Raw genomic sequence first — 25,368 nt, 5'->3', positions numbered from 1 at the left:
GAAAGTCCATATTTAACGAAAGAAGGGGTTTTAGCTGTACAAAATACAGTTAACCCCCCAGTCATTCGATAATCAGTTGATTTAATTGTACGAAATGCAGCTAAAACGCCCCTAATTCCGCATTATTTCTTCAGTGCTGCCCAAGACGCTTCATCCAGCAGTTCCAGCTCCTCCGGGTTTAGCCGGAAGGCCATGGCTCCGATATTCTCCCGGGCATGGCGGGCTTTGGATGCTCCGGGGATGGCAACTACGGTGTCGCCATGATAATGAATCAGCCAGTTAAGTGCTACCTGGCCCGGTGTCACCTCATATTTCTCTGCCAGCTTACCCAGAGAATCAATCAGCGGCTTACTGCGGGTCAGACTGGCATCGTCCAGACCCGATTGCATCCGCCGTATCCGGGAGACTGCAGCAATCTGCGACGGATCATTGTGGAAGCGTCCGGTCAGGATGCCTTGCTGCAATGGAGAGTAGGCGATAATGGAAATTCCCAGCTCCTTGGCAGCGGCCAGAGTCCCATTCTGATCGATATTGCGGTGCAGCAGATTGTATTTGACCTGATTGGATACCAGCGGAAGCCCGTAGGTTTTCAACAGCCGGTGTGCCTCAACCATCTGCTTGGCCGAATAGTTGCTTACGCCTACATAACGGATTTTGCCTGCCCGCACAAGTCCTGCCATAGCTTTCATCTCGCTGGCAATGGAGGATAAGGAGAACGGCTGGTGTATCTGATACAGATCAATTCCTCTTCCTCCCAGACAGGTGATACGCTGGTCAATCGTTGCGGTAATGGAGCCGGCTGTCCGCAGCAGCTGCCACCACTTGGTAGCGATCAGCGGTGCGGCATGCGGGCTGCCTTCCTTCCGCAGCTGATCCAGCACATGAGCCAGCGCCTCTTCCGATTTGCCCCCTCCATAGATTTCTGCCGTATCGACCCAGTTCATTCCGCCTTCCAGGCTGATCTTCACGATCTCCAGAATATCCGCATCGGTAAGATTGCTCCAGTAGCGGCCCACGATGCCGCTTCCCCGGCTGAACTGCCAGCAGCCCAGTCCAAGCGCCGATACGGATAGATCCGACTGCCCCAGCGGGCGTAAATTGACCTTGCTTGCGAGTGTCTCCATATTTCATCCTTCTCTCAGAGAATTAATTGAATACAATTATGTAAGAGCTTATATAGCTATGAGACAATATAACTGTACACAAAGCTTAAGTCTTACCCTACGGGCTGTCAATTGTAGTGCCATTACCAAACTGCATAATAAGGCCATGGCCTTAAAAAAGGAGGATATGGTATAATTGCCCTGCCATACTGCTCTAATTCTTGCAGGAAGCTTACATAAACACAACCATAACGGAGGGAATTCATGTTTAAACTTTTTTTCGGTTATCTGCTGCTGTCCCAGCTGGTAGGCAATCCATTTCTGGCCCTGATTATCCTGCTTGTCGTACTGTATTTCCTGGACCGCCGTTATGTCGGGATTTTTCCCAGCGTTACGAAGCCCCTTCGCCGCAGACGTCAGATCTCCAAACTGCGGACGACCATTATGCAGAACCCGAATGATGTAACCGCCAAATTCGATCTGGCCCGGCTGCTGACAGAGCGCAAACGCTACAGCGAGTCCAAGGAGCTTCTGACAGCAATTGTTGACCGTTACGAAACATCGGCTGAGTATTGGGTGGAGCTGGGATACGCGAACCTGAAGCTCGGACTGCTCTCCGAAGGAGAGGCCCAGATGCTCAAGGGCCTGGAGATCAACCGGAGAGCGCAATACGGACAGCCCTACCTTCGGCTCGCCGAAACCTTCCGGCATACGGACCACGACAAGGCCCTCTACTATGTGAGCCAATTCCAGGAGATTCAGACCTCCTCCAGCGAAGCTTATTATCTGGCGGGTTCCATGTACAAGGCGTTGGGGCGCGGGGAAGATGCCAAGCGTGCTTTTGCCGAATCGCTTGCCATTTACCGTTCATTACCCAAATACAAAAAACGTCAGGAGCGCGGCTGGGCCCTGCGCAGCTATTTCGCCAAGCTGCGCTGAGCGGCTTATTATTAATGATACAGGACCTTTACCGCAAACAACCTCCGGCTGCTGCACGTTACCGTGCCCCGGAGGTTGTTTGGGTTATTTTACAGGAACCGTTATTTCAAGTTCAGGAATATAAAGCTTATGCCCGTCTTTCCAGACGTAAGGTTTGATTATGACACTCTCCGGCCTCTTCTCAAAAGGTTCAAAGACACTGCTCTGTGATATCGTATGCCCGTTACCGCTACTGCTGCCATCTACCATAACGGCCTCTTGCCCTTGCCCATTCCACAGCTCGAACCAAAAAATGAAACTCCCCTGTTGCTTGTATTTATCTGGAATGGCTTCCTGTATAGCCTTGATATCCGCTCCGGGGTCTCCCGTAATTTCAGTTAGCAGCCGGGTCGATGTTTGGCTTAGTTCCAGCCGCGTGACCCGCAAATGAATATGGTCATGTACCTTGACCTCTCCGGGAACAATCACAAGATCGCCCAAAGTATTCTTGCTCACCGGAAACTCAAAGCGGAATGGCTGATCAATTCCATTAATAGAGACCAACATTGTGAGATCAAATTGCTCAGGGAGTTGTAGATTAACTCCACTCAGTGCTGTAACGATGACAGAGTCAGGTGCACCCGTACCTCCCGAAGCCATGGCGTTTCCCGTATTCACCGATTTTCCGTTCACCCGAAACTCAATATTATTAATTCCTCCCGTTTCCTCACCAATGCGGGTCAAATCTAACCATTTCCCCTTTTGACCACCGTCTGCCTGAGCACGGGTAAGCACCACTGACAAGCGGCTTCCGTCATACATTTGTTCCGAAACACTGATCGTCGTCCCGTCCTGAGTAACGCTCTGCTGAATATTTGTGGTTAGACCTGCATTATTTGCTTTTTGAAGCCCGGCATCTCCAACAAGATTAAATACACTTTCCATGAAGGGCAGCTGCTTCAAGGTCTCTGCCATTGCCGGAGAGATGAACCCCAGGCTAATGATGATCCCAAGCCCCGCAGCCACTGACGCTGCACTGATTATCACCCGGTACAGCCAGCTATGTTTTCTCCTGTGTTTGGAGATGTCCTTGTCTGGAGTCTCCTCCAAGCTTACCTCATCCCGTTCAACGATCATCCGGTAAGTATCCTCCATACGTGTGTGCACAAGTTCCGGCAGTTCAGGAAGACTCTCTTCCTTGAGACCTGCCAGCCTGCTCTCCAATGGCTGCTGACTCATACGTTCACCTTCCTTTCTACGGGTTGCGCGAGAGATTGATATAAGGTTTTTCTGGCCCGGTGCAGTCTGGTTTTTTCTGCAGTCGAAGAAGAGGACTCTATGCTCTCCGGCGGATCGGACATGACTACCACCCTGTCCCGTCTGCGCAGAATCATGTTGCATTCATTGATCAAGATACGAAACAGCCAAGTGTTGAAATATGCCGCCTCCTTCAATCCGGAGATTGCTCTAAATGCCTTCAGTACAGTCTCCTGCATGGCGTCCGCACAATCCTCGTCATTCCTGACCATGGACTTCGCCATACTGTACATCCGCCTATCCAGACTCTTCACCAGTTGGATGAAGACCTCACTGTCGCCTGCCTGTGCACGCTGGACCAGATCCTCTTGTACGGTATCCAGGGTAGATCTCCTCCCTTCCTTCGAGAAGCAGCTGCTTCTCACTTGTTAGTTGTATATATCTGTTTAGATGAAGCACAGGCGCATAAGGTTACCTCAGCACGAGTAATTATTTTCTCTTCCTCTTACGTAAACAGCAAAGAACAGGCTCCATTAAACCGGAAGCCTGCTCTTTATTGTAACTTATCAGGTAATCCTGAACCTTAGAGATTCAGGGATTTCGGCTGTTCCTCTGCAGCTGCCGTACTGAACGGCCACCAGTTGGCCCGCCCGAACAGCCGAACCATTACCGGCACGAAGAACGGAAGGAACAGCAATGCGTACAGGGCCAGACCCGAGAGCACCACGGTGGCAATCTGCATCATCGACAGTACCCCTGAAGGATACATCGAGGCGAAGGTACCGCCCAGGATAACAACGGCTGACAGAATTACCGTCCCCATATTCCGCATGGCATGCAGAATGGCTTCACGCACATCCCATGTTTTATTCTCATTGAACCGGGCCATCAGGAAGATACTATAATCTACCCCGAGGGCAATCAGCATGACGAAGCTGAAGAACGGAGTCGTCCAGGTGATCCCGGAATAGTTCAGCAGATGGACGAAGATCGCCTCCGTTACGCCCAGTGCTGTAAAGTAGGTAATCAGCAGGGAGATAATCAGATACAGCGGCATAATGATTGACCGGAGCAGCAGCACCAATATGATGAAAATACCACCCAGCATCAGAATCACCGTCCGCGTGTAATCCTCATTAGAGATTTTCTGCAAATCGCTGTAGGTGCTGGTCACGCCGCTCATGGCTGTCTCCGCATTTTCCAGCTTCGTACCGGCCACGGCGCGGTCCACTGCCGCCTGGATATCCCCCACACTGTCAATGGCTTCAGCACTGTATGGATTCTCAGCGAATACAACATCCAGTGTCATGACCTTGCGGTCTCCGGACAGATAGGTGTCAAATACCTGCTGAATGCCGTCAGCTTCAAGCGCCTCTGCCGGTACGAAGAACCCGCTCAGCTCGTCATCCTTGGCATCCTGAATCTGCTTAAGATAATCCTGTGCGGAGCTCAGGCCGCCAGTAATTTGTCCCAGGCCATCCGCACTTTGGGTAAGTCCGCCCTGCAGCTGGCCGAGCTGGCCTGTAAGCTCACCGAAACCATCCGCGAGCTGCTGCTGTCCGCCCTGCAGCTGATCCAGCCCGCTGGTGATGGACGGAAGCTTGCCGACAATCTGCCCCTGTCCGTCTGCCGCCTGATTCAGGCCGGATTGCAGCTGGCCGATACCGGCCACCAGCTGATCCAGCCCCTTAACCAGCGCGGATTGGCCTGCTGCCGCTTTGGCATAACCGGCATTGGCTTCGCTCAGCCCCGCTGCCGCCCCTTTGAGCTGGGCTGAAATCTGGCCCAGCCCTCCGGCCAGCCCTGCAGCTCCAGCGCCGCTCTGCGTCACTGTACCTTTGATCGTCTGGTAATTGATATCCTGCAGCAGCTCCGGATGTGCAGTCTCAAGTCCTGCGAAGGAGCCTTCCAGACCTGTCAGGGCGTCCGCAACACCCTGAAGCTGTGTCTGCAGGCCGGCAAACCCTCCATCCAGCGCCGTCAGGCCGCTGCCGATCTTCTTGTAGCCTTCGAGCAGTGCCGTATTGGCCGCTGCCAGCTGTTTCGCGCTTGCCGCCGCCTGCGAGAGGCCGGCCTTAATCTCTCCGGCTCCGGCTGATCCGCTGCGGATGCCGTTCTCAATACGCGATAAGCCGTCACCCAGCGCATCGATGCCTTTCTTGAGCTCAGCTGTACCTTCCGTCAGCTTGGCGCTCCCGGATGCGGCCTCTGTGAGTTTCGGCCCATTCTCTTTCAGCTGCTCGCTTGCTTCTGCAAGCCCGCTCTGAATTTTGGTTAAGCCTTCATTGCTCTGATCCAGCCCGTCTGCGAGCGTAGCGACCTGTGTAGGGATCAGGAAATCATTAATTTGCTCCCCGGTCGGACGGGACATGCTGCGCACAGCCTTGACTCCGTCCACCTTTTCCAGCTCACGGCTGATTTTCTCCGCCAGGCCCATATATTCAGCCGTATCCATCCGGTCATCATTCTTAATGACAATCTTGCCCGGCATCGACTCACCCGGACCGAAGCTCTCCGAGATAATGTTGAAGCCTTTGACCGACGCGTAATCCGAGCCGATTTCATCCATGCTGTTGAAGCTCAGCTTCCCGCTGTATGTAAGCAGGAACGGCACAACGATGACTGCCACAATCAGCAGCGCAGCCCAGGGTCTCTTCAGGGAGAAGGAGCCTGCCGCCCCCCAAATCCGGCTCTCGCTGTGCTCCAGCTTGCCGCGTGACGGCCAGAACAGCTTTTGGCCCAGCACCGCCATGAAGAACGGTACAATCGTCACAAGCGCCAGCAGCATCACGGCGATCCCGACAGCCACCGCGACCGCTGAACGGTACAGCATGAATTTGGACAGGCCGATCGCCAGGAATCCGACGAACACCGCCAGCCCTGAATAGAATACGGTACCGCCCGCTTTACGGTAAGTAGAGATAATGGCACTTTTCGTATCCTCGGAATGGGCAAGCTCTTCCTTGAACCGGCTGATCAGCAGAATGCAGTAATCCGTCCCGATCCCGAACATAACAGCGACCATGAATATCTGTGTGAACGTGGACAGGGGGAAATCAAACCGGTCCACCAGAAAAGCCACAACCGACTGTGACACAATATAACTCAGCCCCACGGTAAGCAGCGGCACAAACGGCGCTACGAATGAGCGGAACACAACGAACAGAATGAGCAGAATAAAGACAACTGTAATGTATTCCGACTTCTTCAGCCCGGCTTCCGAGCTGGCAATCGTATCTTCTGTAATCAGCCCTTCACTGGTCATATAATGATCAGAGGTGACTTCACCCAGCAATGCCCCGGCCTTGGCCGGCAGCTCTTTAACCTCTTCCTCTCCGCCCTGCACCGACAAGGCAACCATGATCGTATTGCCGTCTTTGGCAATAAGGGTATCCTTAAGTTCAGGCTGTGTAAAAGGATCAGTGATCGCACTGAGATTCAGGGAATCCTTATTCGCGGCCAGCTTCTCAACGCCTTGCTTAATACTCTCGGTGTCCGCAGCCTGCAGGCCCTCCGGCTTGTTGAACACAAGCGCAACCTGATGTACCGTTTCCCCGCCTTTGGCTTCTGCCACTTCCTTCATGATTTCGGCGGCCTTTGACGAAGTGTATCCTGCCGGGACCGAGATCTGCCCCTTCTCCCGTACCAGATCGGACATAGCCGGGGCGGTCAGGAATAACACTACTGCCACCGCCAGCCATATAGCGATAATTGCCCATCTTGCTTTTAAAATGGTTCTCAATGGTTTCTACCTCCTGGTTCCTGCATCAGAAATGCCAGCTTCTCAAACATCGTAATGAACCGCTCGATATCGTGATCCTCGAAGTGGAACAAGTAGGGGGAGATAACCTCCTGCATCTGCTTCTCGGAAGTGCTGTAGACACTTTTGCCATGCTCCGTCATCGTCAGATACACCTGCCGGCGGTCATTCTCATCACGGGTCCGTTCAATCATTCCCGCTTCGTCCAGCCGGTTGATAATAGCCGTAATTGAGCTTTTGCCCACCGCTACAGCCTCAGCCAGATAGGTGGAAGTACATTTCTCCTGTCCGGCAATCAGCCGGAGGATCAGGAACTGGTCATTCGTCAGCCCTTCGCCAAAAATATCCCTGAGCCTGGCGTTAATCTGCCTGGTAACCACCATATATGCGTCCACGTAACGGTTGATCCATTCCTCTGCATCCTTTTTCATGCGGGTTCCTCCTTTACGAAATAATAGTTCACGTGTAGAACAGTTTCACAGTAAAACTATATTGTCCTATTCTTAAAAAGTCAACCGCTGATCATGAATTTTACATTCCAGCGCAAAAACAGCCACTCTGCACCGTAAAGTGCTGAATGGCTATTCTCTTCCCATATATTCTGTCAGTAATGTTCTGTTACGTTGATACCAGCCTTCCGCTTTACTCCTCGTCCTCGGTCTCTTCAACCTCGTACACACAGCGGAACATTTCGATTCCGGCAGCGTTCTCGCCCAGGCTGTATACCATAAATCCAAGGCTGCGGTAGAAATCCGCGGCAATCTCATCTTCGGTCTCCGCCACCAGATAACGCGGCTGACGGGTCGTCACCAGCTCCAGAATCATCCCCCGCGCATAGCCTTTGCCCCGGTTCTCCGGCAGCACTGCGATATGGCGGATATCCAGCGAACCGTCTTCAGTCTCTTCAAAGCCGGTGAGGCCGAGCAGCAGCCCTTCTTCCTCCCAGCCGCATAGCTGCAGTGCCGCTTGCTCCCGGTATTCTGCCGACGTGCGCTCCAGCGCATCCGGATCATCTATAACCGCATAAGCCAGCAGTTCGTTCACCTCAGGGGTTCCGACAAGCGGCTTCAAATCAATCAACATTATTTGACCTCCTAAAAGTTTGTTTAGCACTCCCCACCATTAAGCGGCTTCCTGCAAACCTGCTTCGAAAGCACATGCTTAAGTGGGGAATGTTCTCCTGTTTCCGGTGAGATCAAAGGTTCAGAGCAGCCTCCGCCTATCCCCGCACCAGCCGCAGCAGTGCATATCCCGTCCATACCCCCAGCAGGTTAAGCAGCAGATCATCAATATCGAGGCTGCCCACCCGCAGCAGCATTTGCATCAGCTCAAGCACTATTATACATAGAACGGATACAAGCGTTAACCGCAGCAGTGAGCGGTAAGCGGTGCTAACCAGGGGCAGCAGGATGCCAAAAGGCACAAACACGGCAACATTACCCAGCAGGTTGACCAGCCGCCCCGAGTAAGACACTCCGTTACTCATATCAAAATACAGACGCATTGTGCGCAGCGGCTCCAGATTGTAGCGCAGCGGCCCCTCCGTCTGAACCGTCCGTCCAAAGCCGAGAAACATCCAGTAGATCAGCACTGCACTGTATATGAGCAACAGCAGCCAGGCCAGTATCCGCCGCCCCGGGGGCAGCTTCTGTCTATTTGCTGCCGGTTTTCCTTTCCGGCGGTGTTTACGCGTGTTAGAGATTGCTCTCACCTTCAATGATTTCAATGGTGCCGTCATTCTTGCCGATCACTGCCATATCGGCAATGCCGATGAACAGCCCGTGCTCCACGACTCCCGGAATACGCTGGAGGGCAAGCGCCAGATCAGCAGCCGAGTCAATAGCCTCGAAGCGGCAGTCGGCAATATAGTTGCCGTTATCCGTCTTATACAGCTCACCGCCGCTGCGGCGCAGCTCCGGCTTACAGCCAAGCTTGGCCAGGTCAGCGACAGTCCACTCCCAGGCAAACGGCACGATCTCAACCGGCAAAGGGAATTTGCCAAGTGTGGTCACTGCCTTGCTCTCATCTGCGACCACAATCATACGGGTGCTGCCCATCGCAACAATCTTCTCGCGGAGAAGCGCGCCGCCTCCCCCTTTGATCAGCTGCAGTGCACCATCAAGCTCATCCGCGCCGTCAATGGTCAGATCCAGAGAATCCACCTCGCCAAAAGCAACCAGCGGAATCCCCAGCTCACGGGCCTGATCCTCCGAAGCCTGCGAGGTTGCCACTGCCGAGATGTTCAAGCCTTCGCTAACACGTTCACCCAGCTTGCGGATGGCCCAGTAAGCCGTAGAACCGGTACCCAGCCCTACCTTCATTCCGTCCTGCACGTACTCGACGGCTTTCTCTGCTGCCAGCTGCTTAACATTGATACTCATTTTATTACCCCCATGTTATCCGTTATAATGAACCAAGTACAATAATGCACACCAGGAGGATTCCGGATGAGAACCGAAAATCAGATTCAATCCAAAATCAACGAATTGACGCTTCAGCGCAGATCTCTGGAGTCGCGGCTGGCCCCCTTGTCTGCCGGTGATCCGCAGCGGGCAGCGCTGAATGTCCAGCTAACCCGGCTGGAAGATATGATGATGATGCTCGAATGGGTACTGAACGCACCCACGGGTAAATATCACGCCTAACGGATAGTTCAGGACAATATGTAAGGCCCGAACAGATCAGCAGGCAGGCCTACACTGTCAGCTCAGCTATAATCTTTGAGCATGGCCTCATATAGTATGGCATTGTCATGTTCAAAGCAGATAAATTCAATCCGCTGCAGCGGGAGCTCCGCTGATGTCCGTTCACGCACATAAGTGACGACTGAATCAAGCGCCGTCTTGCAGGCCAGCTCTTTGGGAAAGTTATAAATTCCGGTACTGATGTTCGGAAAGGCGACACTCCGTGCTCCGTAAGAGCATGCCAGACTGAGACTGCTGCTATAACATTGGGATAAAATAGCCGTCTCTCCTGCGGTGCCCCCTTTCCAAATCGGTCCTACGGTATGAATGACTCCCCGGAACGGGAGGAGACCTGCTGTGGTTACCGCGGCTTGTCCGGGGAGTATCCCGCCTTGCTTCTGCCGGATTACAGCGCATTCTTCTGCAATCCGGGGTCCGCCCGCCCGGTGAATCGCTCCGTCCACTCCCCCGCCCCCGTAGAGGCCTGAGTTGGATGCATTCACAATCATCTCACCCTGCCAGGCGGTAATATTGCCTTCACTTACTGAAATCACTACATTGTTAACTGTGATTTGCATGTTCGGCCTCCTGTTTCGCCGCTGTCTCCAGCGCTTTAATCAATTCCTTCTCCCCCCTGCGGGCAGCCTTGCCCGGAAAAGATAAATGTTCAAACCGGACTCCCTGCAGCGCGGCCTGGCGGAGATTGCTGAGCATATAATTCTGCGCGTCGGACAACACCATCTCGCCCCGTCCGGCAGCAACCCTGCACAGCGCATGCGTGATGAAGGACTCTCCGTCCGCCCCGTCAAACAGCGTGAATTGAAATAAAGGGACTGCTTCCGGCAACTCCTCATTCGGAGAGAAAGTCTGATGATATACAGAATACATCAAATGGCCGGTATAGGCTCTGGATGAATCATTCTCCCGTTCAGCAAGCATTCTGCTGTTCTGAAAGGCAATAATTCCGGCGGCGAACAGCAGAAACAGCACCACACTTCCAATCAAAGTAAATATTCCCTTCACCGCCAATCGCATGAAATGGACAATACCGTTTCTATATTATCATGTAGAGAAGTCTGCCGTGAATGGCCCAGACGCAAGAAATGTTCATTTAAGCGTTTTATCTATAAAGTTATTTTGAGATATTCAAATTAACAGTTGAAACTTCCCCTGGCATGTCTCATAATGAAGTGGAGCAAACTGATTTGTCAATCCATACGAAATCAAGGGAGGATACCTGGAAATGAAATTTTTCTTGGATACCGGAAATATTGAGGAAATCAAACGTATTACCCGCCTCGGATTAGTGGATGGCGTAACGACGAACCCGTCGCTGATCGCCAAGGAAGGCAGATTGTTTAAAGATGTAATCCAAGAGATCGTGGCGATTGTTCCCGGTCCGGTCAGTGCTGAAGTTATCGGTCTCACAGCGGAAGAAATGCTTAAGGAAGCTTACGAAATCGCTGAATGGGCTCCGAACGTCGTAATCAAGCTGCCAATGACTGAAGATGGCCTTGAAGCTTGTTATGAACTGACTAAGAAAGGCATCAAAACTAACGTTACGCTCGTATTCTCCGCTGCTCAAGGCCTCATGGCAGCCAAAGCGGGAGCTACTTATATCAGCCCGTTCGTCGGACGTCTGGATGATATCGGCGTTGACGGCATGAAGCTGATCAAGGATCTGAAGACCATTCTCACTAACTATGGCCTGAAATCCGAAATCATTGCAGCCAGCATCCGCAATATCGCCCACGTAGAGCAAGCAGCTATTGCCGGCGCTCATATTGCTACCATCCCTGGTTCACTCTTGCCTTCCCTCTGGAAGCACCCGCTGACAGACAACGGAATTGAGCGTTTCCTGAAGGATTGGGAGAAAGTGCCGCAAGTTTAAACTCATTACGGTTTATTAGTTCAGCCCCCCCCCCCCCCCCCGGGGGGGGGGGGGGGGGGGCTTTTTGTTGTTTGCGTCCCGCAAATGCCTTGACCAATTTGCTTGTTGCAACTATAATTGTCATAACAACTATATTTCCGAAGGAGCATTTTTATGCCGCATTCTTCTCCGAAGCAATTTCTCGGTTTCCTGCTGGGCTCCACCCACCGCAGGATTACCACCGGCTTTGCCAGGGCTCTGAAGCCTTATGATATTACACCCGAGCAATGGTCGGTCCTGCTCATGATCTGTGACCGCAGCGGGATCAGCCAGAAGGAGGTTGCCGCTGCTGCCGCCAAGGACCAGCCGACCACTGCACGGATCGTTGAACTCCTGCTCAAGAAAGGATTCATCAGCAAGTCAATGAATCCCGGTGACCGCAGGGCTTTTCAGCTCTACGCCACAGAAGAAGGGCAGTCGCTTATCGGAAATACGCTCGAGCTGGAGCAGCAGACCATTAATACTGCCGTGGCCGGGCTGAATCCGCAGCAGCTTGAAGAGCTCCGCAGCATGCTGGAGCTGATCTACCACAACACTAACCATCAAGAATAGGAGCATACACCTTTGAGCAATTCAACAGAACGTCTATGGACCAAGTCCTTTATTACTCTCACCCTATGCAATCTGCTGCTGTTCACCGGCCTGCAGATGACCTTATCCACCCTTCCTGCGTATGCGGAAGGAACACTGCATGCAACTTCCGTGCAGGTCAGCCTCGTAACCAGCCTGTTCGCACTCAGCGCTATCGCTTCCCGTCTATTCTCGGCCAAAGCCATGGAGAAGGGCGGCCGTAATCTGCTGATCTTCCTCGGACTGTCCGTTTCACTCGCGGCCGTGGCCGGCTATTACTTCGCAGGCAGTATCGCCGCCCTGCTGCTGCTCCGGATGTTATTCGGCGTTGGCTTCGGAATGGCCAGTACTGCCTTTCCGACTATGGCCTCCGATGTGATCCCTGTCCGCCGGATGGGTGAAGGCATGGGCTATTTCGGGCTGTCCACCAGTCTGGCGATGTCCGCCGGTCCGCTGATCGGGCTCAGCCTGCTGCAGGGACCCGGCTTTGGCTCCCTGCTCCTCGGCGCGGGAGCTGCGCTGGCCATTATCTTCCCGCTGGGCTACCGCCTGGCCAAGACCTTGCCCCCGCAGCACAAAGAGCCCGCAGGAGCACCCGTTGCTGCCTCCGGGGGCGGGGCGTACCGCAGGCTGTTTCTTCCCTGCCTGCTTAACTTCCTGTTATCCATCTCCTATGGCGGACTGATTGGCTTCCTGGCGCTCTTCGGAGCTGAGAAGAGCCTGCCCCACGTAGCCTACTTCTTCCTGTTCAATGCCGTGTCGATTGTGATTATCCGTCCGCTGTCGGGCAAGATTTATGACCGCTTTGGCCCGGCAGCACTGCTCATCCCTGGAAGCCTGTTTATCGCCGGCGGTTTGCTGCTGCTCTCTTTTGCATCAACGACAGCTGCACTGTTCCCTGCCGCCCTATGTTACGGCTTCGGCTTCGGGTCGATGCAGCCTGCACTCCAGACCTGGATGATCCAATCCGTAGAACCGCGCCAGCGCGGACTGGCTAACGGCATGTTCTTTAACTCCCTTGATCTCGGAGTCGCCATCGGCACCTTGCTGCTTGGTGCAATTGCCTTATATACAAGCTATGCCGTTATGTACAGATACTCCATAATCGCACCTGTCCTGCTGCTCGGAATCTACCTCTTCGTCTATGCATCACAGCGTAGCAGAAGACGCCACTCTCATGCACAGGAAGTAATCAGCCGCACCTAACCCCCGCTATAGTTCAAATACCTTCCAATGCCCCCATGACATCAGCAGCAGCGAACCATCGGCGGTCCAAGTGCCACTCCGGTGAACCGAATGCTGCTGTACAGGGCGGCGCTCATCGTTCATAACACCTTTTATTGTGGTTTTTTCTGGAGTCTGATATTCGCCAGCGTCAAAAAAACCGCCCGGCGTTTACACGCTTAGACGGTTCTGCAGACAATCCATTGCTCTCAGTCCTGTAAAGCTCCTGCCGATACAGTCTCACGCACCGCAGCCGGAAGGAACGGATTAGGCTGCCCCAGGCTGTAGATGTGAAGCAGATGCATCGCCCGGGTACAGGCTGTATAGAAAAGCTTGCGTTCATGCTCACGGCCATATTTCTCTGCCGAGCCATCGTAGATAATTACCGCATCGAACTCCACGCCTTTAGCCAGGTAGGCGGGCAGCACCAGAGTGCCCTTTTGGAAATTAGGCGTTTCCTTGGTAACCAGCCTTACCGGCAGCCTGCTCTGCAGTTCATTATGCACCCGTGCACTTTCTTCCGCTGTTTTGCAGATAACAGCTACATAATGATAGCCCTGTGCATGCAGATTCAGCACATCCTGCTCCACCGAGGCCAGCAGGTCGGCTTCACTGTCCACGACCGTCAGCAAAGGCTCCTCGCCGCGCCGGTTAAACGGTACGATTTTCTCCCCTCCGGGAATCATCGCCCGTGTAAACTCGACAATCTCATAGGTAGAGCGGTAGCTGCGGGTCAATGAGATCACTTCCGTGTTCTCTTCACCATAGATGCTGACCAGCCCGGCCAAATCCCCCAACACCTCACCTTGCGCGTAGATTGCCTGGTTGAGATCACCCAGTACAGTCATTTTGGCCCGCGGAAAGAGCCGGCGCATGAATTCCAGCTGGAACGGCGAATAATCCTGCACTTCATCGACAATCACATGACGGATCAGTGTATTGGTACGGAAGCCCTGACTGAGCTCCTTCAAATACAGAAATGGTGTCGCGTCTTCATAGGCCAGTTCGTTCCCGGCAATGGTAGCCAGCGTGAAGCTGCAGATGTCATCCCATACATCAGGCAGAACCTGGCTGCTGTTCATGCTGTCCATTAACTCCCGGTCGGTAAACAGCCGGCTGTACAGCCCCTTCACATCAACGAACCGTCCGCGTTTGGTCCACCCGCGCAGCGGCTTGAGGCGCTGGCTGACGATATAACGGGCGAGCATGATTTTCTCCGTTTCAAAATCATCAAAGCTATCATTATGCCCTCCGCCCTTGCGGCGCATCATGTTGTAAGCACGCTGATAGTCGCTGTTGTCCATAAGCTCAATCTGGTCCTCGACCCATGATGCACTGCGTTCCTCAATGCTAAATGCTGCTATTCTTTTGAGCAGCCAGCCGGTCATCAGTTCGATCCGGTTAGCCAGCTTGATATTCGGATCATAGCTATAGAACTGGCGCTCCATCTCTTCCTTGCCGACAACCGCACGCCCCTGGAACATCAACGGCTTGAACATCATGCCTTCGTGCTCCAGCAGGTTTACATAGCGCCGGATGACATCCAGGAAAGATACGGAGGATTTATAGGTGATCCCTGCTCTGCGTATGGAGGCTTCCGGCCCATCCGGCGCGTTCAGCAGGCTCTCCGTCTGATTGAACACATCCTCCAGCTGAAACTCCTGTCCGAGCCGGTGCTCCAGATACATCTGGAAGGTAGTCTGCTGCATATTCTCTTCACCGAGTTCAGGCAGAACGGTTGATACATAGCTGTTAAACAGCGGGTTCGGTGAAAAGAGCAGCATCTGGTCTGCCTGCAGCACCTCGCGGTATTTGTAGAGAAGATAGGCTACCCGCTGCAGCGCAGCTGAGGTCTTGCCGCTTCCGGCCGCACCCTGCACAACCAGCATCCGGCTTCTGTCGTTGCGGATCACTGCATTCTGCTCCTTCTGGATGGTCGCAACGATGCTCTTCATCCGGTCATCGGCGCTGTGGCTCAGCACCTGCTGAAGCAGCTCATCGCCGATCGTTACGCCGGTATCGAACATGACTTCGATCTCTCCATTATCGATTACAAACTGGCGTTTGAGCTTCATGTTCCCCGTAATTAGTCCGCCCGGTGTGTCATAGGCCGCCGGCCCCGGCGCACCGTCGTAATACAGGCTCGATATCGGGGCCCGCCAGTCGTAGATCAGGAAGGTTCCGTTATCCTCCATCAGTGAACCGATGCCCAGATAGATTTTATCTGCCGCAGCATCAGCGGATTCCGAGAAATCAATCCGGCCAAAGTAGGGGGATACGACCAGCTTTTTATATTTTTTGAGTGCTTTACTGGACTGCAGATGATGGCGTTCGCGTTCGTTCAGGATCTGCGCCTGCTGCCGCAGACTTGTTGAGGTCTCGCCCAGATCGTCAGGACTGCTGAAGTTCACGGTAACTTCTTCCCAGAAGTCCTTGCGCATATCCACGACATCCGTACGGTGGAGTCCAAGCTCCTCCGACAGCAGCCGGATGTGGGTAGATAACTGCCTGGTAATTCCGGTTACCCGCTCCTGCTCCTCTTGCCACTCGTGATCATGTTTATCCAATGCATTTCATCCCCTTCAGAAGGTTGACATTCATAATTCTACATGTTATAATTAAATTGAATAACTATGTTTTTTTGAATTAGGTTTTATTTGATATCTTTTTATATTACCAACTCTTTAGCGCTTTTACAAGTTTCCGGCACAATTTATTTATAAGATAAGAATTGCTTCACGCAATACATAACCTTATGATGTATATATTCATCCGGTCCCTCTGGGACCGGATTTTTTGTTCTTTATATTTTCCCCGTCATATCGGCAGTGTCCTTCTCGTCCGTGTTCATCCGGTTAATCTGATCAGCCACCCTATCCAGACGATCCAGCTGATAGCCGTAATCATATATTGCCGCTGCCACCACGGACAACCGCAGCTGCCCGGATTTCTCCGGATCATACCCGTGGATCGCCGCCTCCAGAAAACGGTCGTTGTCTTCTGCCAGTAGTTCAGAATCATTCGCACCCGGCTTCAGCTTATCCTCGAATTTCAGCAGGATGTACTCATGATATTTAATCAGCTGCTCCAGATGCCGGTCAAACAGCTCATCGGTACGTTCTGTTCGCTCGGCCTGGAAGTAATGCCGGTCTATAGCCTCCAGCACCTGAAACCCCTTCTGCAGAGAATTGAGCAGATTCTTATACACCACCATCTGCCTTGTCTGACTGTATTTCGCCCTTCTTAGCTGCTTCTGCTCCTCTTCGAACAATGCATACTTGTCAGCTAGTGCCTTAATGGAACCTTCCAGACTGTTCTTCTCGTCCCGGAACACACTTTCCTTCATTTCATGCGATACCGCAGTCCTTAGCAGCAGTGACAGGCTGGTGAACACATTCTCAATCTGCTGGATGTACTGCTTGCGCGGCTTCGGCGGAAAGACAGCGATATTAATAATGAATGCCGACAGAATACCGGTCAGCGTCAGCAGAAAACGGGTGAGCGCAAATTGCCACTGCCCGGAAGCCTCCATTACGGAGATTACGGTAACCAGCGTCAGGCCGATTGTATCAGCTCGGTTCATTTTCATGCTGATCATAATCACCAGAATACATACCAGCCCGACCGCAATCGGTTCATTGGACAGCAGCATTCCGCCCAGCAGTGCTATCACAGCTCCCATGGTGCTGGTCTGAATCTGATCGAGGAAATACCTCCATGATCTGTATATGGATGGCTGCATTGCAAAAATAGCCGCTATAGCCGCACCGACAGGGGAGGCGAAATTAAATAGAACGGACAGGTAAAGTGCGAGCGTGACTGCCATTCCTGTTTTGAGTATGCGGGCACCAAAAGCCAAATCCATCCCTCCTAAAAAGCTTGATCTATTTCAATATAGATGCTGTGATTAAAAATTTATGTATATCCTGAAGGTATTCGGTAAATCTCTAATAATTGCACACACATTATTACCCATGAAGCACGCTGGCGAATTTTAGTATGGCTTAAGCCGGGTTTAAGGATTCTTTCAGCTTTCGGGGAATACTGGGTACATGTCAGCCAACACACAACTCAGAAGAGGTGAATCATGAACAACCCTATTCAAAGAATAACTGCATTCACTGCAGCCGTAATGCTCACTATGGCACCGGCTGCCGCTTTTGCAGAGAATCCGTCTGCCGGCACACCCACTTCCGCACCGGATTCCATACACGCCGGCAAGGAGCATGGGCATCCTCACAGCGGGAACAAGAACTTCCGGGCCGGTGGCCATTTCATCATCAATGAAACGGCTAAGCTGCTTGAGATGGACCGTTCAGAGCTGATAGAAAGCCTGAAGGCAGGCAAGACACTCTCTGCCCTCGCCCAGGAGAAAAAGGGCTGGAGCGAAGATCAGTACATCCAGAAGCTGAGTGAAGCCGCCATCCTCAAGGTCGACGAGTCGGTCAAGGACGGCCGGATTACGAAAGAGGACGCCGACAAGCTGAAGGCCGGGCTGCCCGTAATGATCAAGCTGAGCCTTAGCCGTGCGGCTCAGTTTCACCAGGCCAAGCCTTCACAGCAGCCTGCTGCGCCGAAGACGCGCTAAAGCTACAGTCAATAATGCGGATGCCCTGCAGATTACTTGCGGGCATCCTTTTTGCTGTGCGGCCCTGACCCCTGGCGCTCCCTGAAGTTCCGGTAAGCCTCGAAGCAGGCGGCAGACAGCATCAGCCATGCGCCGCTGGCTGCGTATCCGCCGATCACATCACTGGGATAATGCACTCCCAGATAAATCCGGCTCCAGCCGATCCCGCCGGTCATCAGCACGGTGAAGAGAATCAGGATGAATCGCTCACGTCTGTTGTGCATATGCCTCCAGAGAAGATAGGCAATCACTCCGTATAAAGAGAAGGCAGCCATAGAATGTCCGCTCGGAAAGCTGTACCCTGCCTGTTCAATGAGTCTGTGTATAGTGGGACGTTCGCGGTGAAACCACAGCTTCAGCAGTGTATTCAGCAATTGGGAGCCTAAGCCTACCCACAGAAACAAAGCCAGCTCCATCCGGTGCTTCAAGGCGAAGAATAATATAGTCATAGTCAGCAGCGAAATCCCGATAGCCAGCCTCGAGGAGCCGACGAGCGATAAGCTTTTGGCCAGCGAAGTGAGCGGCGGCGATTCCATAGATTGCACGATATGTATAACGGCACGGTCGAAGCCTGCAGCTCCGCCCTGCTTCACCAATACAGCGATCAGGATAAATCCCAGCAAAAACCATATAAAACGGCGAAATCCGCCGGACCAGTAATGATAATAAAGCATAACTACCCCCTTGTCTATTTCCGCGCCCGATGACAGATTTCCTGGGAGAGTCTCTCCCGTGTTATAATTGCCTAAGAAGTTAATTCATATAAAAATGGAGTGCTGCCAAAGTGGAAAGTCTAAAATTACAGGAACGTTTGTTGAACCAGTGTATCTCAACAAAAGTGCCCGTGACCATTTTTACAACTAACGGAGTCAAAATGCAGGGACTCGTAACCTCTTATGACGCTTATACTATCACCTTGCAGGGTCAAGGTGACGGCAGACAGAACGTACTCTTCAAATCGGCAGTCTCCACGGTAGTGCCGCTGAAGCCCGTCTCACTCAAATAAGCAGTCCCGCCAGCGCATCTCTGGGCCTAACACCTACAAATTAACCGTCCCGAATTCAAAAGGAACACCGGAGCAAGCCATTCCGGTGTTCCTTTTGCCATTGTTGCCTGTCTGGACAAGTATTACGCTTAACAGTTGTTGTCCGGCCCAATAACTTATCCGGCAAATACAGCAGGCATGACACAGACCGGCTTGGACAATTCCGCCGTATTTCCTGTGAAGGTTAACCGTCCGCCGGCAGCATCCAGTGAGAAGACCACCAGATTATTGCCGTCCCGGTTGGCAACAATCAGATAGGCTCCGTCCGGCGTTACCGTGAAGTGGCGCGGATGCCCCCCTCTTGTGGATACATGCTCCACCAATGTAAGCTCAGCCGATGCCGGATTTACAGCGTAGACCACAACACTGTCGTGGCCGCGGTTAGAGCCGTACAGATATCTGCCATCCCTGGAAAATGCAATTTCGGCACAGCTGTTATTCCCTGACGTGTAACCTTCAGGAAGTGTCGATACCGTAAATGCCGTCTGCAGAGTCCCTGCAGCAGCATCATACAGGAAGGAAGTTACGGTGGAATCCAGCTCATTGATCACATAAGCGGATTTGCCATCCGGATGAAACACGAAATGGCGCGGTCCCGCTCCTTCATGCAATGCAGTATCTCCAAGCGCTTCAAGCTTCTTCGCTTCTTTGTTAATCCGGTAGGTCCGGATCAGATCCAGCCCCAGATCAGACACAAACAGGAAGCGCTCATCCGGACTGAAGATGGCCGAATGCGGATGCGGCCGGTCGTGGCCCGGAAGATCTCTGTGTCCGGTATGTACTGCAATATCCGTCAGGGCTTCGGGTATCCCGTCTGCATCCAGGGTGAGCAGTCCTACCGTTCCCCCGTGATAGCTGCATACTACAATATGTTCGCTTTCAGTATCTCTATTGATATTACAGGTCGTGGTTTGACCCGTACCTGCGGCAGGCATCGTCGGAGTTCGCTTCAATTCAGTCAGCTTGCCGGTCTTCGGCTCAATCGCGAAGGTAACAATCTCTCCCTCTTTGCCGCCCTCACCACTTGGCTTCTCGCCAATCGCATACAGCTTCAGCCCGGAAGGGTCCACATTTACGAACGTCGGGTTCGTTATGCCGTCAGCTGTATCCAATCGCTCAAGTGTCCCTCCGGCTTCACCGTCAAAAGCAAACACCTGAACTCCGCTCTCCTCAGCCGTTGCATAAGAGCCGGTAAACAACAGCAGCTTCGTATTCTCATTCATCTGGGTACTCCTCCTCCAACTTGTGGTTATGGATGCATATCAGCCATCTATATAATTTACAGTTTTTCGTGATGTATGACAAATGCAACGGAAAAAATGACAAAAAACATTTCAAAAATAAGACTTCTCAAAGCAAAAAGAGTATGCTATAATGAAAGCGCTAACATCAATGTTAATTATGTATAAAGGGGGAACACGAATGAGCAGCCTGCTGGAAGCCAGAAATGTATATGAGGACTTCGAGGTGGAGACAGACATTCTGTTCTTTAAGGTCGGGGACCATGACCTTGTCATTTTTCACGGCAGAAACTACAACATTAAAAAGAGAATGACTGCCGAGCAATTGAACCGCTTATTATCAAGCAACAGCTATTATCATGTGTACGGGGGCTGCTACGTTAACCTGAACAAGATCAGCTCCATCGAAGATGACTGTATCTATTTCGGTGAAATGGGCTTGTATGCGAAGTCTGTGCGTGTTCCCAGACGCAAACAGGAAAGCATCCGCCATCTGCTGAGAGGACTTAGCTCCTAAGGCGGATACCTATCCGCTGCCTGCTAATCCGTAGAATACAGCATGGAAGCATTTTCATGCATTCAAAGTCTCTCTCATCTGGCCGGAGCGCGCATGGGGAAACCTATTGCTGCTCCGGCCTTTTCCTGTTTCTTAATGGAATATTAAAAAGTTATTATGCTTTTTTATACTTTCTTAAGGTTTGGAATTCTGTTTTCTGGTAAAGTTGTAGAAAGACAGGCACCACCTATATTGAAGGGAGTCATTAATTATAATGGACAAAAAAGATTTCAACGAAAATGGACAGCTTGAAAACGGCGGAACGCCGCCGGAAGAGAACGACACTTCTGTAGTTACCCCGGAAGATGGAATTGAACGTACGGAGGCCGTATCTGAACCTCAGGCTGAAGTAATTATTCCGGCAGAACCTGTACAAGCTGCAACCGAAAGCTCCAGCAGCGTACACTCTCCGAAAATTGAAGAAAGCGTTCCCGTAATGAACAAGGTAGGCGACGGTACTCCTCCTTCCAAACCGGCCACATCTGCAGGCGGCAAAGGCTGGATGATCGCCTCGATCATATTGGCAGCGGCATTAATCGTAGTCCTGATTGTGCAGCCTTTCAAGAAAGACGACAGCAAGATCGCTGTTGCTACCGTTAACGGAACGGATATCACGAAAGCACAGCTTTACGATAAATTGGTTGAAGCAGGCGGCGAATCCACGCTGCAGAACCTGATTACTACCACTCTCGTGGACCAGGAAGCTAAGAAAGCCAACATTACCGTAACCGATGAAGACATTAACCAGGAGATCGCAGATCTGACCACCCAGTTCGGCGGTGAGGAAGCCCTGAATTCTGCACTGCAGCAGAGCTCCATGACTCTGGATGATCTGAAGAAGCAAATGCCTCTGCAGGTTGAGATCCGCAAGCTGGTTGAACCGAAGGTTACCATTACGGATGAGGACATCTCCAAATACTACGACGAGAACAAAGCTACCTTCAATCAGGAAGAAGAAGTTCGCGCTTCCCATATCCTCGTTGAAACCAAAGAAGAAGCTGATGCCATCGTCAAACAGCTGAAAGACGGAGCAGACTTCGCCACACTCGCTAAAGAGAAATCCGCAGATACCGGTTCCAAAGAAAATGGTGGAGACCTCGACTTCTTCAAACGTGCCGATATGGTTGCTGAATTCTCCGATGCGGCCTTCAACATGAAGGTTGGCGAAACCAGCGGTGCTGTGAAGACCGATTACGGTTACCACATTATCAAGGTTACTGACCGTAAAGAAGCACATGAATACACGCTTGCTGAGAAGAAAGAAGAAATCACCAAGACTCTGAAAGCGCAGAAAGTCTCGGAAATGTCTGCTACCTGGCTTGCTGATTTGACCAAGAATGCTACCATCACCAATACTTTGACCGATACTGCTGATGCATCCGCTACTCCGGCAGAATCTGCCGCACCAGATGCCAGTGCAGACCCTGCTGCAGCTGCTGCAACAGAAGCTCCAGCCAAGTAATCTATTAATTCCTGCATAATATACACATACCTAAAGAGGACAGGCGGATTCCCGCCTGACAGGCGGATTCCCGCCTGTCCTCTTTGCTTGTCCGGCCTAAGACCCTGGCACAGCGGTCAATGATTCTTTTTACGGATCTGTTTGTCATGATTCTCGCCCCACTCCTTGGCCTGTGCGGTTGCAATGGCAATCGCCCGCCCTTCCTCATAGCCATCCTCAAGCAGCGCATTGGCAATTTCCACAGCCTTGTTGCGTACAGGTGCAGTGAAGTTCTTCAGAGAATCCGGATAGTCTCCTTTATTCCATGGCATAACAAAAACCTCCTTGATCTGACTATACTCATACTTAGCCGGATCAGGGAGGTTCTAAACCACTTATTGTAATGTTTCCTTATTTAATGACTTTCACACGCTCTTCGATCGGCTGGAATTCTTTCTCTCCCGGAGGGGTTACAGTTGTACCGAATGGCAGCTGCGCAATCAGCTTCCACTCTGCCGGAATACCGAATGTTTCTTTGACTTCATCGTCAATCAGCGGGTTGTAGTGCTGAAGCGAAGCGCCCAGACCTTGTTCTGCGAAAGCTGTCCACACCACGAACTGCAGAATCCCTGAGGACTGGTTGGCCCAGATCGGGAAATTCTCTGCATACAGCGCAAAGTTCTCCTGAAGATGCTTCACTACCGCCTGATCTTCGAAGAAGAGTACTGAGCCGTAACCGGCTTTGAAGGAGGCTAACTTCTGTGCTGTCCCTTCGAATTGTTCAGTCGGAACGATTTTACGCAAAGTTTCTGCAGTGATATCCCACAGTTTATCATGTTGTTCACCCAGCAGAACCACGGCTCTGGAGCTCTGGGAGTTGAAGGAAGTCGGGCTATGTAATACTGCCTCTTCAACGATCTTCTGGATCTGTTCATCAGAGATTGGGGATTCTTTGCTGATTGCATATACGGAACGTCTGCCTTTTACCGCTTCGAAAAAGTTCTTAGACATAAAATAACTACCTCCATTTAATTAAGTAACTTACTTTTATACATTTTAACACTTTTCCTACCGGAATACAACTGTTATTCACAACTTTTTCCTGTCTGCTTGCTTATACTTATATATCAGCTCTTAGTGTCGCAGTATTCGCAGTAATTATGCGCCTTCCACTATTTTCTATAAGCTGATCATCACGTTTAGAAACATGGCACTAACTTTTCGTATATACAACCTGTCAATAAATACGCTACAATGATTCAGCAAAAGTGCAGAAAGAAGGTCAATTTATGAGCTCCCCTCTTAAGGACGGAACTAAAAGAACAATGAAATTCACATTATTAATGCTGCTAAGTTCTGCCTTAATTCTAAGCGGCTGCAAAGACACAGCTTCGCCATCATTAAATGCTGCGGCCGCGGTTACAGAACCTGAGACATCTATAGATTCCACTGCGCCTGTGTCCTTCTGGGTCGCTACCGATACACATTATCTGGATAAAGCGCTTGAGGATGGCGGTCAAGCCTTCCAGACCTATGTCACAGGCGGAGACGGTAAGATGCTTCCCTACAGTGATGAATTGACTGAGGCTCTTGTCTATGATGTGGAACAGAAGAAGCCTGAATTCCTCATTCTCAGCGGCGATCTCACCAACAATGGTGAAGCAAGCAGCCATAAAGAGTTAGCCGCGAAGCTGCACCGGATTGAGGCAATGGGTACCAGCGTATATGTTATTCCCGGCAACCACGATATTAATAACCCTTGGGCCAGATCCTTTGACGGTGACAAGCAGGTGGTTGCAGATCATATTAATGTGGAGGATTTCCTCGCGACCTATGAGGATTTCGGTTACCATGAAGCGCTATCCCGGGATGCTGACAGCCTAAGCTACGTAGTCAAGGCCGCCCCAGGCCTCTGGCTTCTGATGATTGACAGCGCCCAGTATGCACATAATGAAGAATACAATTTCCCGCAGACAGACGGGCGTATCTTACCTTCAACCTTGTCCTGGATGAATGAAAATGTGAAGCTGGCCGCACAGGAGCATGCCTCAATCATTACCGTAATGCATCATAATCTGTTAAGCCACACCTCCATGGCGGTATCCGGCTTCAAGCTTAACAACAGCCAGGAAACCATGAAGACACTCCGCAAGGATGGACTCAATCTGGTCTTATCCGGGCATATCCATATGCAGGATATCCGCCGGGACCCTGCTGAGGATTCTATTGATCCGGCTATGCCTGTATATGATATTGCTACAAGCGCAATGGCAGTTAATCCCCATCAGTACGGCGCGATGACGTTTGATCCGGTCTCCCGTGCTTTTACCTATAATACGGCCGCAGTAGACGTGGAGGGCTGGGCTCAAGCGAAGGATATTACCGATCCTCATCTGCTGAACTTCAAATCGTATGCTGAGGAGACCTTTGCAAGTGAATCTTATGAGAAGGCAATGACCAGACTGAAGGATAGCACCTTTACAGAAGCTCAGAAGCAGTCGATGGCCGAGGTCATGTCCAAGCTGAACATCAAGTATTTCGCCGGCACCGCCGCTGACTCACTGGATGAGATCCAAGCCATGCCGGGGTACAAGCTGTGGGAGAGTATGGAGGGCGGATTCATGTCCGGGTATATCCGCAGTATGGCCGAACACTCCGGACAGAGCAATGTATCGCTGAAGATGGTTCTGACTACACAGTAACCGACATTATTTTGAGAGGAGCATGCTTAGTGGCAGATACTCATGAATTCCCTCCAGGCAGCAGCCTGCCTGAGATAATCTCCAAGCCGGCGCACCGGGCGCTGGCCGGAGCCGGTATTGTAAACCTGGAGCAGCTAACCACAATTACAGAAGCAGAGCTGCTGAAGCTGCACGGCATGGGTCCCAAGGGCATCCGGATTCTCCGCCAGGCGCTTGCAGACAAAGGGCTTGATTTTGCCAAGTAAGCTGGTTTAGTGTGATACTCAACGCAATACATCAAACAGCGGCAGCCATGGACGGGATGAAGTCC

27 protein-coding genes are annotated in these 25,368 nt (G+C 51.7%); 11 read left to right on the top strand and 16 right to left on the bottom strand.

Features of this window, described 5'->3' with window-relative positions:
* Positions 1 to 122: 122 nt before the first annotated feature.
* On the bottom strand, positions 123 to 1,124 hold the full coding sequence (locus QW71_RS12670; RefSeq protein WP_039298132.1) for an aldo/keto reductase: 1,002 nt from the start codon (positions 1,122 to 1,124) through the stop codon (positions 123 to 125).
* Between the two features lie 243 nt (positions 1,125 to 1,367).
* Between QW71_RS12670 and QW71_RS12665 the strand changes: the two genes are divergently transcribed.
* Positions 1,368 to 2,042 carry a tetratricopeptide repeat protein gene (locus QW71_RS12665; protein WP_039298130.1) on the top strand — a complete coding sequence of 225 codons (675 nt, stop codon included), beginning with the start codon at positions 1,368 to 1,370 and terminating at the stop codon, positions 2,040 to 2,042.
* Positions 2,043 to 2,126: 84 nt separating this feature from the next.
* Here QW71_RS12665 and QW71_RS12660 read toward each other — a convergent pair whose 3' ends face one another.
* From QW71_RS12660 to rpiA, 7 genes are all read right to left on the bottom strand, one after another.
* A complete protein-coding gene (locus tag QW71_RS12660) occupies positions 2,127 to 3,260 on the bottom strand; it encodes a DUF4179 domain-containing protein (RefSeq protein WP_039298128.1) in 1,134 nt (377 codons plus the stop codon).
* Positions 3,257 to 3,703, bottom strand: coding sequence for a sigma-70 family RNA polymerase sigma factor (locus tag QW71_RS12655; RefSeq protein ID WP_235441454.1), 447 nt, complete (start codon positions 3,701 to 3,703; stop codon positions 3,257 to 3,259). The genes QW71_RS12660 and QW71_RS12655 overlap by 4 nt, the downstream gene beginning before the upstream one ends.
* Before the next feature lie 158 nt (positions 3,704 to 3,861).
* A complete protein-coding gene (locus QW71_RS12650) occupies positions 3,862 to 7,020 on the bottom strand; it encodes an MMPL family transporter (protein WP_039298126.1) in 3,159 nt (1,052 codons plus the stop codon).
* Positions 7,017 to 7,469: a MarR family winged helix-turn-helix transcriptional regulator gene (locus QW71_RS12645; RefSeq protein ID WP_039298124.1), complete on the bottom strand. Its 453-nt coding sequence runs from the start codon at positions 7,467 to 7,469 to the stop codon at positions 7,017 to 7,019. The genes QW71_RS12650 and QW71_RS12645 overlap by 4 nt, the downstream gene beginning before the upstream one ends.
* A 211-nt stretch (positions 7,470 to 7,680) precedes the next feature.
* On the bottom strand, positions 7,681 to 8,121 hold the full coding sequence (locus tag QW71_RS12640) for a GNAT family N-acetyltransferase (protein ID WP_039298121.1): 441 nt from the start codon (positions 8,119 to 8,121) through the stop codon (positions 7,681 to 7,683).
* Between the two features lie 136 nt (positions 8,122 to 8,257).
* Positions 8,258 to 8,764, bottom strand: a complete 507-nt coding sequence (locus QW71_RS12635; RefSeq protein ID WP_052769999.1) for a VanZ family protein — start codon at positions 8,762 to 8,764, stop codon at positions 8,258 to 8,260.
* Complete coding sequence (rpiA, locus tag QW71_RS12630) at positions 8,733 to 9,413, bottom strand: ribose-5-phosphate isomerase RpiA (protein WP_200905918.1); 681 nt, start codon at positions 9,411 to 9,413, stop codon at positions 8,733 to 8,735. Before rpiA ends, QW71_RS12635 begins: the two co-directional genes overlap by 32 nt.
* A gap of 72 nt (positions 9,414 to 9,485) precedes the next feature.
* Here rpiA and QW71_RS12625 point away from each other — a divergent pair, with 72 nt between their 5' ends.
* Positions 9,486 to 9,683 (top strand): hypothetical protein, encoded by a 198-nt coding sequence (locus QW71_RS12625; RefSeq protein ID WP_039298117.1) that lies wholly within the window; start codon positions 9,486 to 9,488, stop codon positions 9,681 to 9,683.
* 62 nt (positions 9,684 to 9,745) lie between these two features.
* On the opposite strand, the gene QW71_RS12620 is transcribed toward QW71_RS12625, so the two are convergent.
* Both QW71_RS12620 and QW71_RS12615 read right to left on the bottom strand, forming a co-directional pair.
* Positions 9,746 to 10,300 carry a macro domain-containing protein gene (locus QW71_RS12620; RefSeq protein WP_039298115.1) on the bottom strand — a complete coding sequence of 185 codons (555 nt, stop codon included), beginning with the start codon at positions 10,298 to 10,300 and terminating at the stop codon, positions 9,746 to 9,748.
* On the bottom strand, positions 10,284 to 10,727 hold the full coding sequence (locus tag QW71_RS12615; RefSeq protein ID WP_039298113.1) for a hypothetical protein: 444 nt from the start codon (positions 10,725 to 10,727) through the stop codon (positions 10,284 to 10,286). Before QW71_RS12615 ends, QW71_RS12620 begins: the two co-directional genes overlap by 17 nt.
* A 238-nt stretch (positions 10,728 to 10,965) precedes the next feature.
* On the opposite strand from QW71_RS12615, the gene fsa reads away from it, so the two are divergent.
* The 3 genes from fsa to QW71_RS12600 all read left to right on the top strand — a co-directional run bounded on the left by fsa (position 10,966) and on the right by QW71_RS12600 (position 13,428).
* A complete protein-coding gene (gene fsa / locus QW71_RS12610; RefSeq protein WP_039298111.1) occupies positions 10,966 to 11,613 on the top strand; it encodes a fructose-6-phosphate aldolase in 648 nt (215 codons plus the stop codon).
* 153 nt (positions 11,614 to 11,766) lie between these two features.
* Positions 11,767 to 12,204 (top strand): MarR family winged helix-turn-helix transcriptional regulator, encoded by a 438-nt coding sequence (locus tag QW71_RS12605; RefSeq protein WP_039298109.1) that lies wholly within the window; start codon positions 11,767 to 11,769, stop codon positions 12,202 to 12,204.
* 12 nt (positions 12,205 to 12,216) lie between these two features.
* The gene (locus QW71_RS12600; protein ID WP_039298107.1) at positions 12,217 to 13,428 is read left to right on the top strand and encodes an MFS transporter; all 1,212 of its coding nucleotides are present in this window, start codon (positions 12,217 to 12,219) and stop codon (positions 13,426 to 13,428) included.
* Between the two features lie 227 nt (positions 13,429 to 13,655).
* Here QW71_RS12600 and helD read toward each other — a convergent pair whose 3' ends face one another.
* Positions 13,656 to 16,013, bottom strand: a complete 2,358-nt coding sequence (gene helD / locus QW71_RS12595) for an RNA polymerase recycling motor HelD (RefSeq protein ID WP_039298105.1) — start codon at positions 16,011 to 16,013, stop codon at positions 13,656 to 13,658.
* 236 nt (positions 16,014 to 16,249) lie between these two features.
* A complete protein-coding gene (locus QW71_RS12590) occupies positions 16,250 to 17,305 on the bottom strand; it encodes an aromatic acid exporter family protein (protein ID WP_039298103.1) in 1,056 nt (351 codons plus the stop codon).
* A gap of 228 nt (positions 17,306 to 17,533) precedes the next feature.
* Between QW71_RS12590 and QW71_RS12585 the strand changes: the two genes are divergently transcribed.
* Complete coding sequence (locus QW71_RS12585) at positions 17,534 to 18,034, top strand: hypothetical protein (RefSeq protein WP_039298100.1); 501 nt, start codon at positions 17,534 to 17,536, stop codon at positions 18,032 to 18,034.
* Positions 18,035 to 18,066: 32 nt separating this feature from the next.
* On the opposite strand, the gene QW71_RS12580 is transcribed toward QW71_RS12585, so the two are convergent.
* Complete coding sequence (locus tag QW71_RS12580) at positions 18,067 to 18,747, bottom strand: phosphatase PAP2 family protein (RefSeq protein WP_039298098.1); 681 nt, start codon at positions 18,745 to 18,747, stop codon at positions 18,067 to 18,069.
* 110 nt (positions 18,748 to 18,857) lie between these two features.
* Between QW71_RS12580 and hfq the strand changes: the two genes are divergently transcribed.
* Positions 18,858 to 19,079: an RNA chaperone Hfq gene (gene hfq, locus QW71_RS12575; protein WP_039298097.1), complete on the top strand. Its 222-nt coding sequence runs from the start codon at positions 18,858 to 18,860 to the stop codon at positions 19,077 to 19,079.
* A gap of 155 nt (positions 19,080 to 19,234) precedes the next feature.
* Here the strand turns inward: hfq and QW71_RS12570 are convergent, their stop codons facing one another.
* Positions 19,235 to 20,341 (bottom strand): lactonase family protein, encoded by a 1,107-nt coding sequence (locus QW71_RS12570; protein ID WP_039298095.1) that lies wholly within the window; start codon positions 20,339 to 20,341, stop codon positions 19,235 to 19,237.
* A 199-nt stretch (positions 20,342 to 20,540) separates the two neighbouring features.
* Between QW71_RS12570 and QW71_RS12565 the strand changes: the two genes are divergently transcribed.
* Both QW71_RS12565 and QW71_RS12560 read left to right on the top strand, forming a co-directional pair.
* On the top strand, positions 20,541 to 20,876 hold the full coding sequence (locus QW71_RS12565) for a LytTR family transcriptional regulator DNA-binding domain-containing protein (RefSeq protein WP_039298093.1): 336 nt from the start codon (positions 20,541 to 20,543) through the stop codon (positions 20,874 to 20,876).
* 253 nt (positions 20,877 to 21,129) lie between these two features.
* Positions 21,130 to 22,377, top strand: a complete 1,248-nt coding sequence (locus tag QW71_RS12560; RefSeq protein ID WP_039298091.1) for a peptidylprolyl isomerase — start codon at positions 21,130 to 21,132, stop codon at positions 22,375 to 22,377.
* Positions 22,378 to 22,493: 116 nt separating this feature from the next.
* Here the strand turns inward: QW71_RS12560 and QW71_RS12555 are convergent, their stop codons facing one another.
* Complete coding sequence (locus tag QW71_RS12555; RefSeq protein WP_039298089.1) at positions 22,494 to 22,688, bottom strand: hypothetical protein; 195 nt, start codon at positions 22,686 to 22,688, stop codon at positions 22,494 to 22,496.
* 79 nt (positions 22,689 to 22,767) lie between these two features.
* Positions 22,768 to 23,367: a nitroreductase family protein gene (locus QW71_RS12550; RefSeq protein WP_039298087.1), complete on the bottom strand. Its 600-nt coding sequence runs from the start codon at positions 23,365 to 23,367 to the stop codon at positions 22,768 to 22,770.
* Between the two features lie 314 nt (positions 23,368 to 23,681).
* Here QW71_RS12550 and QW71_RS12545 point away from each other — a divergent pair, with 314 nt between their 5' ends.
* A complete protein-coding gene (locus QW71_RS12545; protein WP_160311799.1) occupies positions 23,682 to 25,058 on the top strand; it encodes a metallophosphoesterase in 1,377 nt (458 codons plus the stop codon).
* 29 nt (positions 25,059 to 25,087) lie between these two features.
* Positions 25,088 to 25,303: a DNA-binding protein gene (locus tag QW71_RS12540; protein WP_039298085.1), complete on the top strand. Its 216-nt coding sequence runs from the start codon at positions 25,088 to 25,090 to the stop codon at positions 25,301 to 25,303.
* Positions 25,304 to 25,368 lie beyond the last annotated feature (65 nt).

Origin of the sequence: Paenibacillus sp. IHB B 3415, assembly GCF_000802655.2 — a bacterium.
Taxonomy (GTDB): Bacteria; Bacillota; Bacilli; order Paenibacillales; family Paenibacillaceae; genus Paenibacillus_AQ; species Paenibacillus_AQ phytohabitans.
The sequence above is the reverse complement of the archived record's forward strand: the minus strand, read 5'-3'. Positions and strand labels throughout refer to the sequence as shown.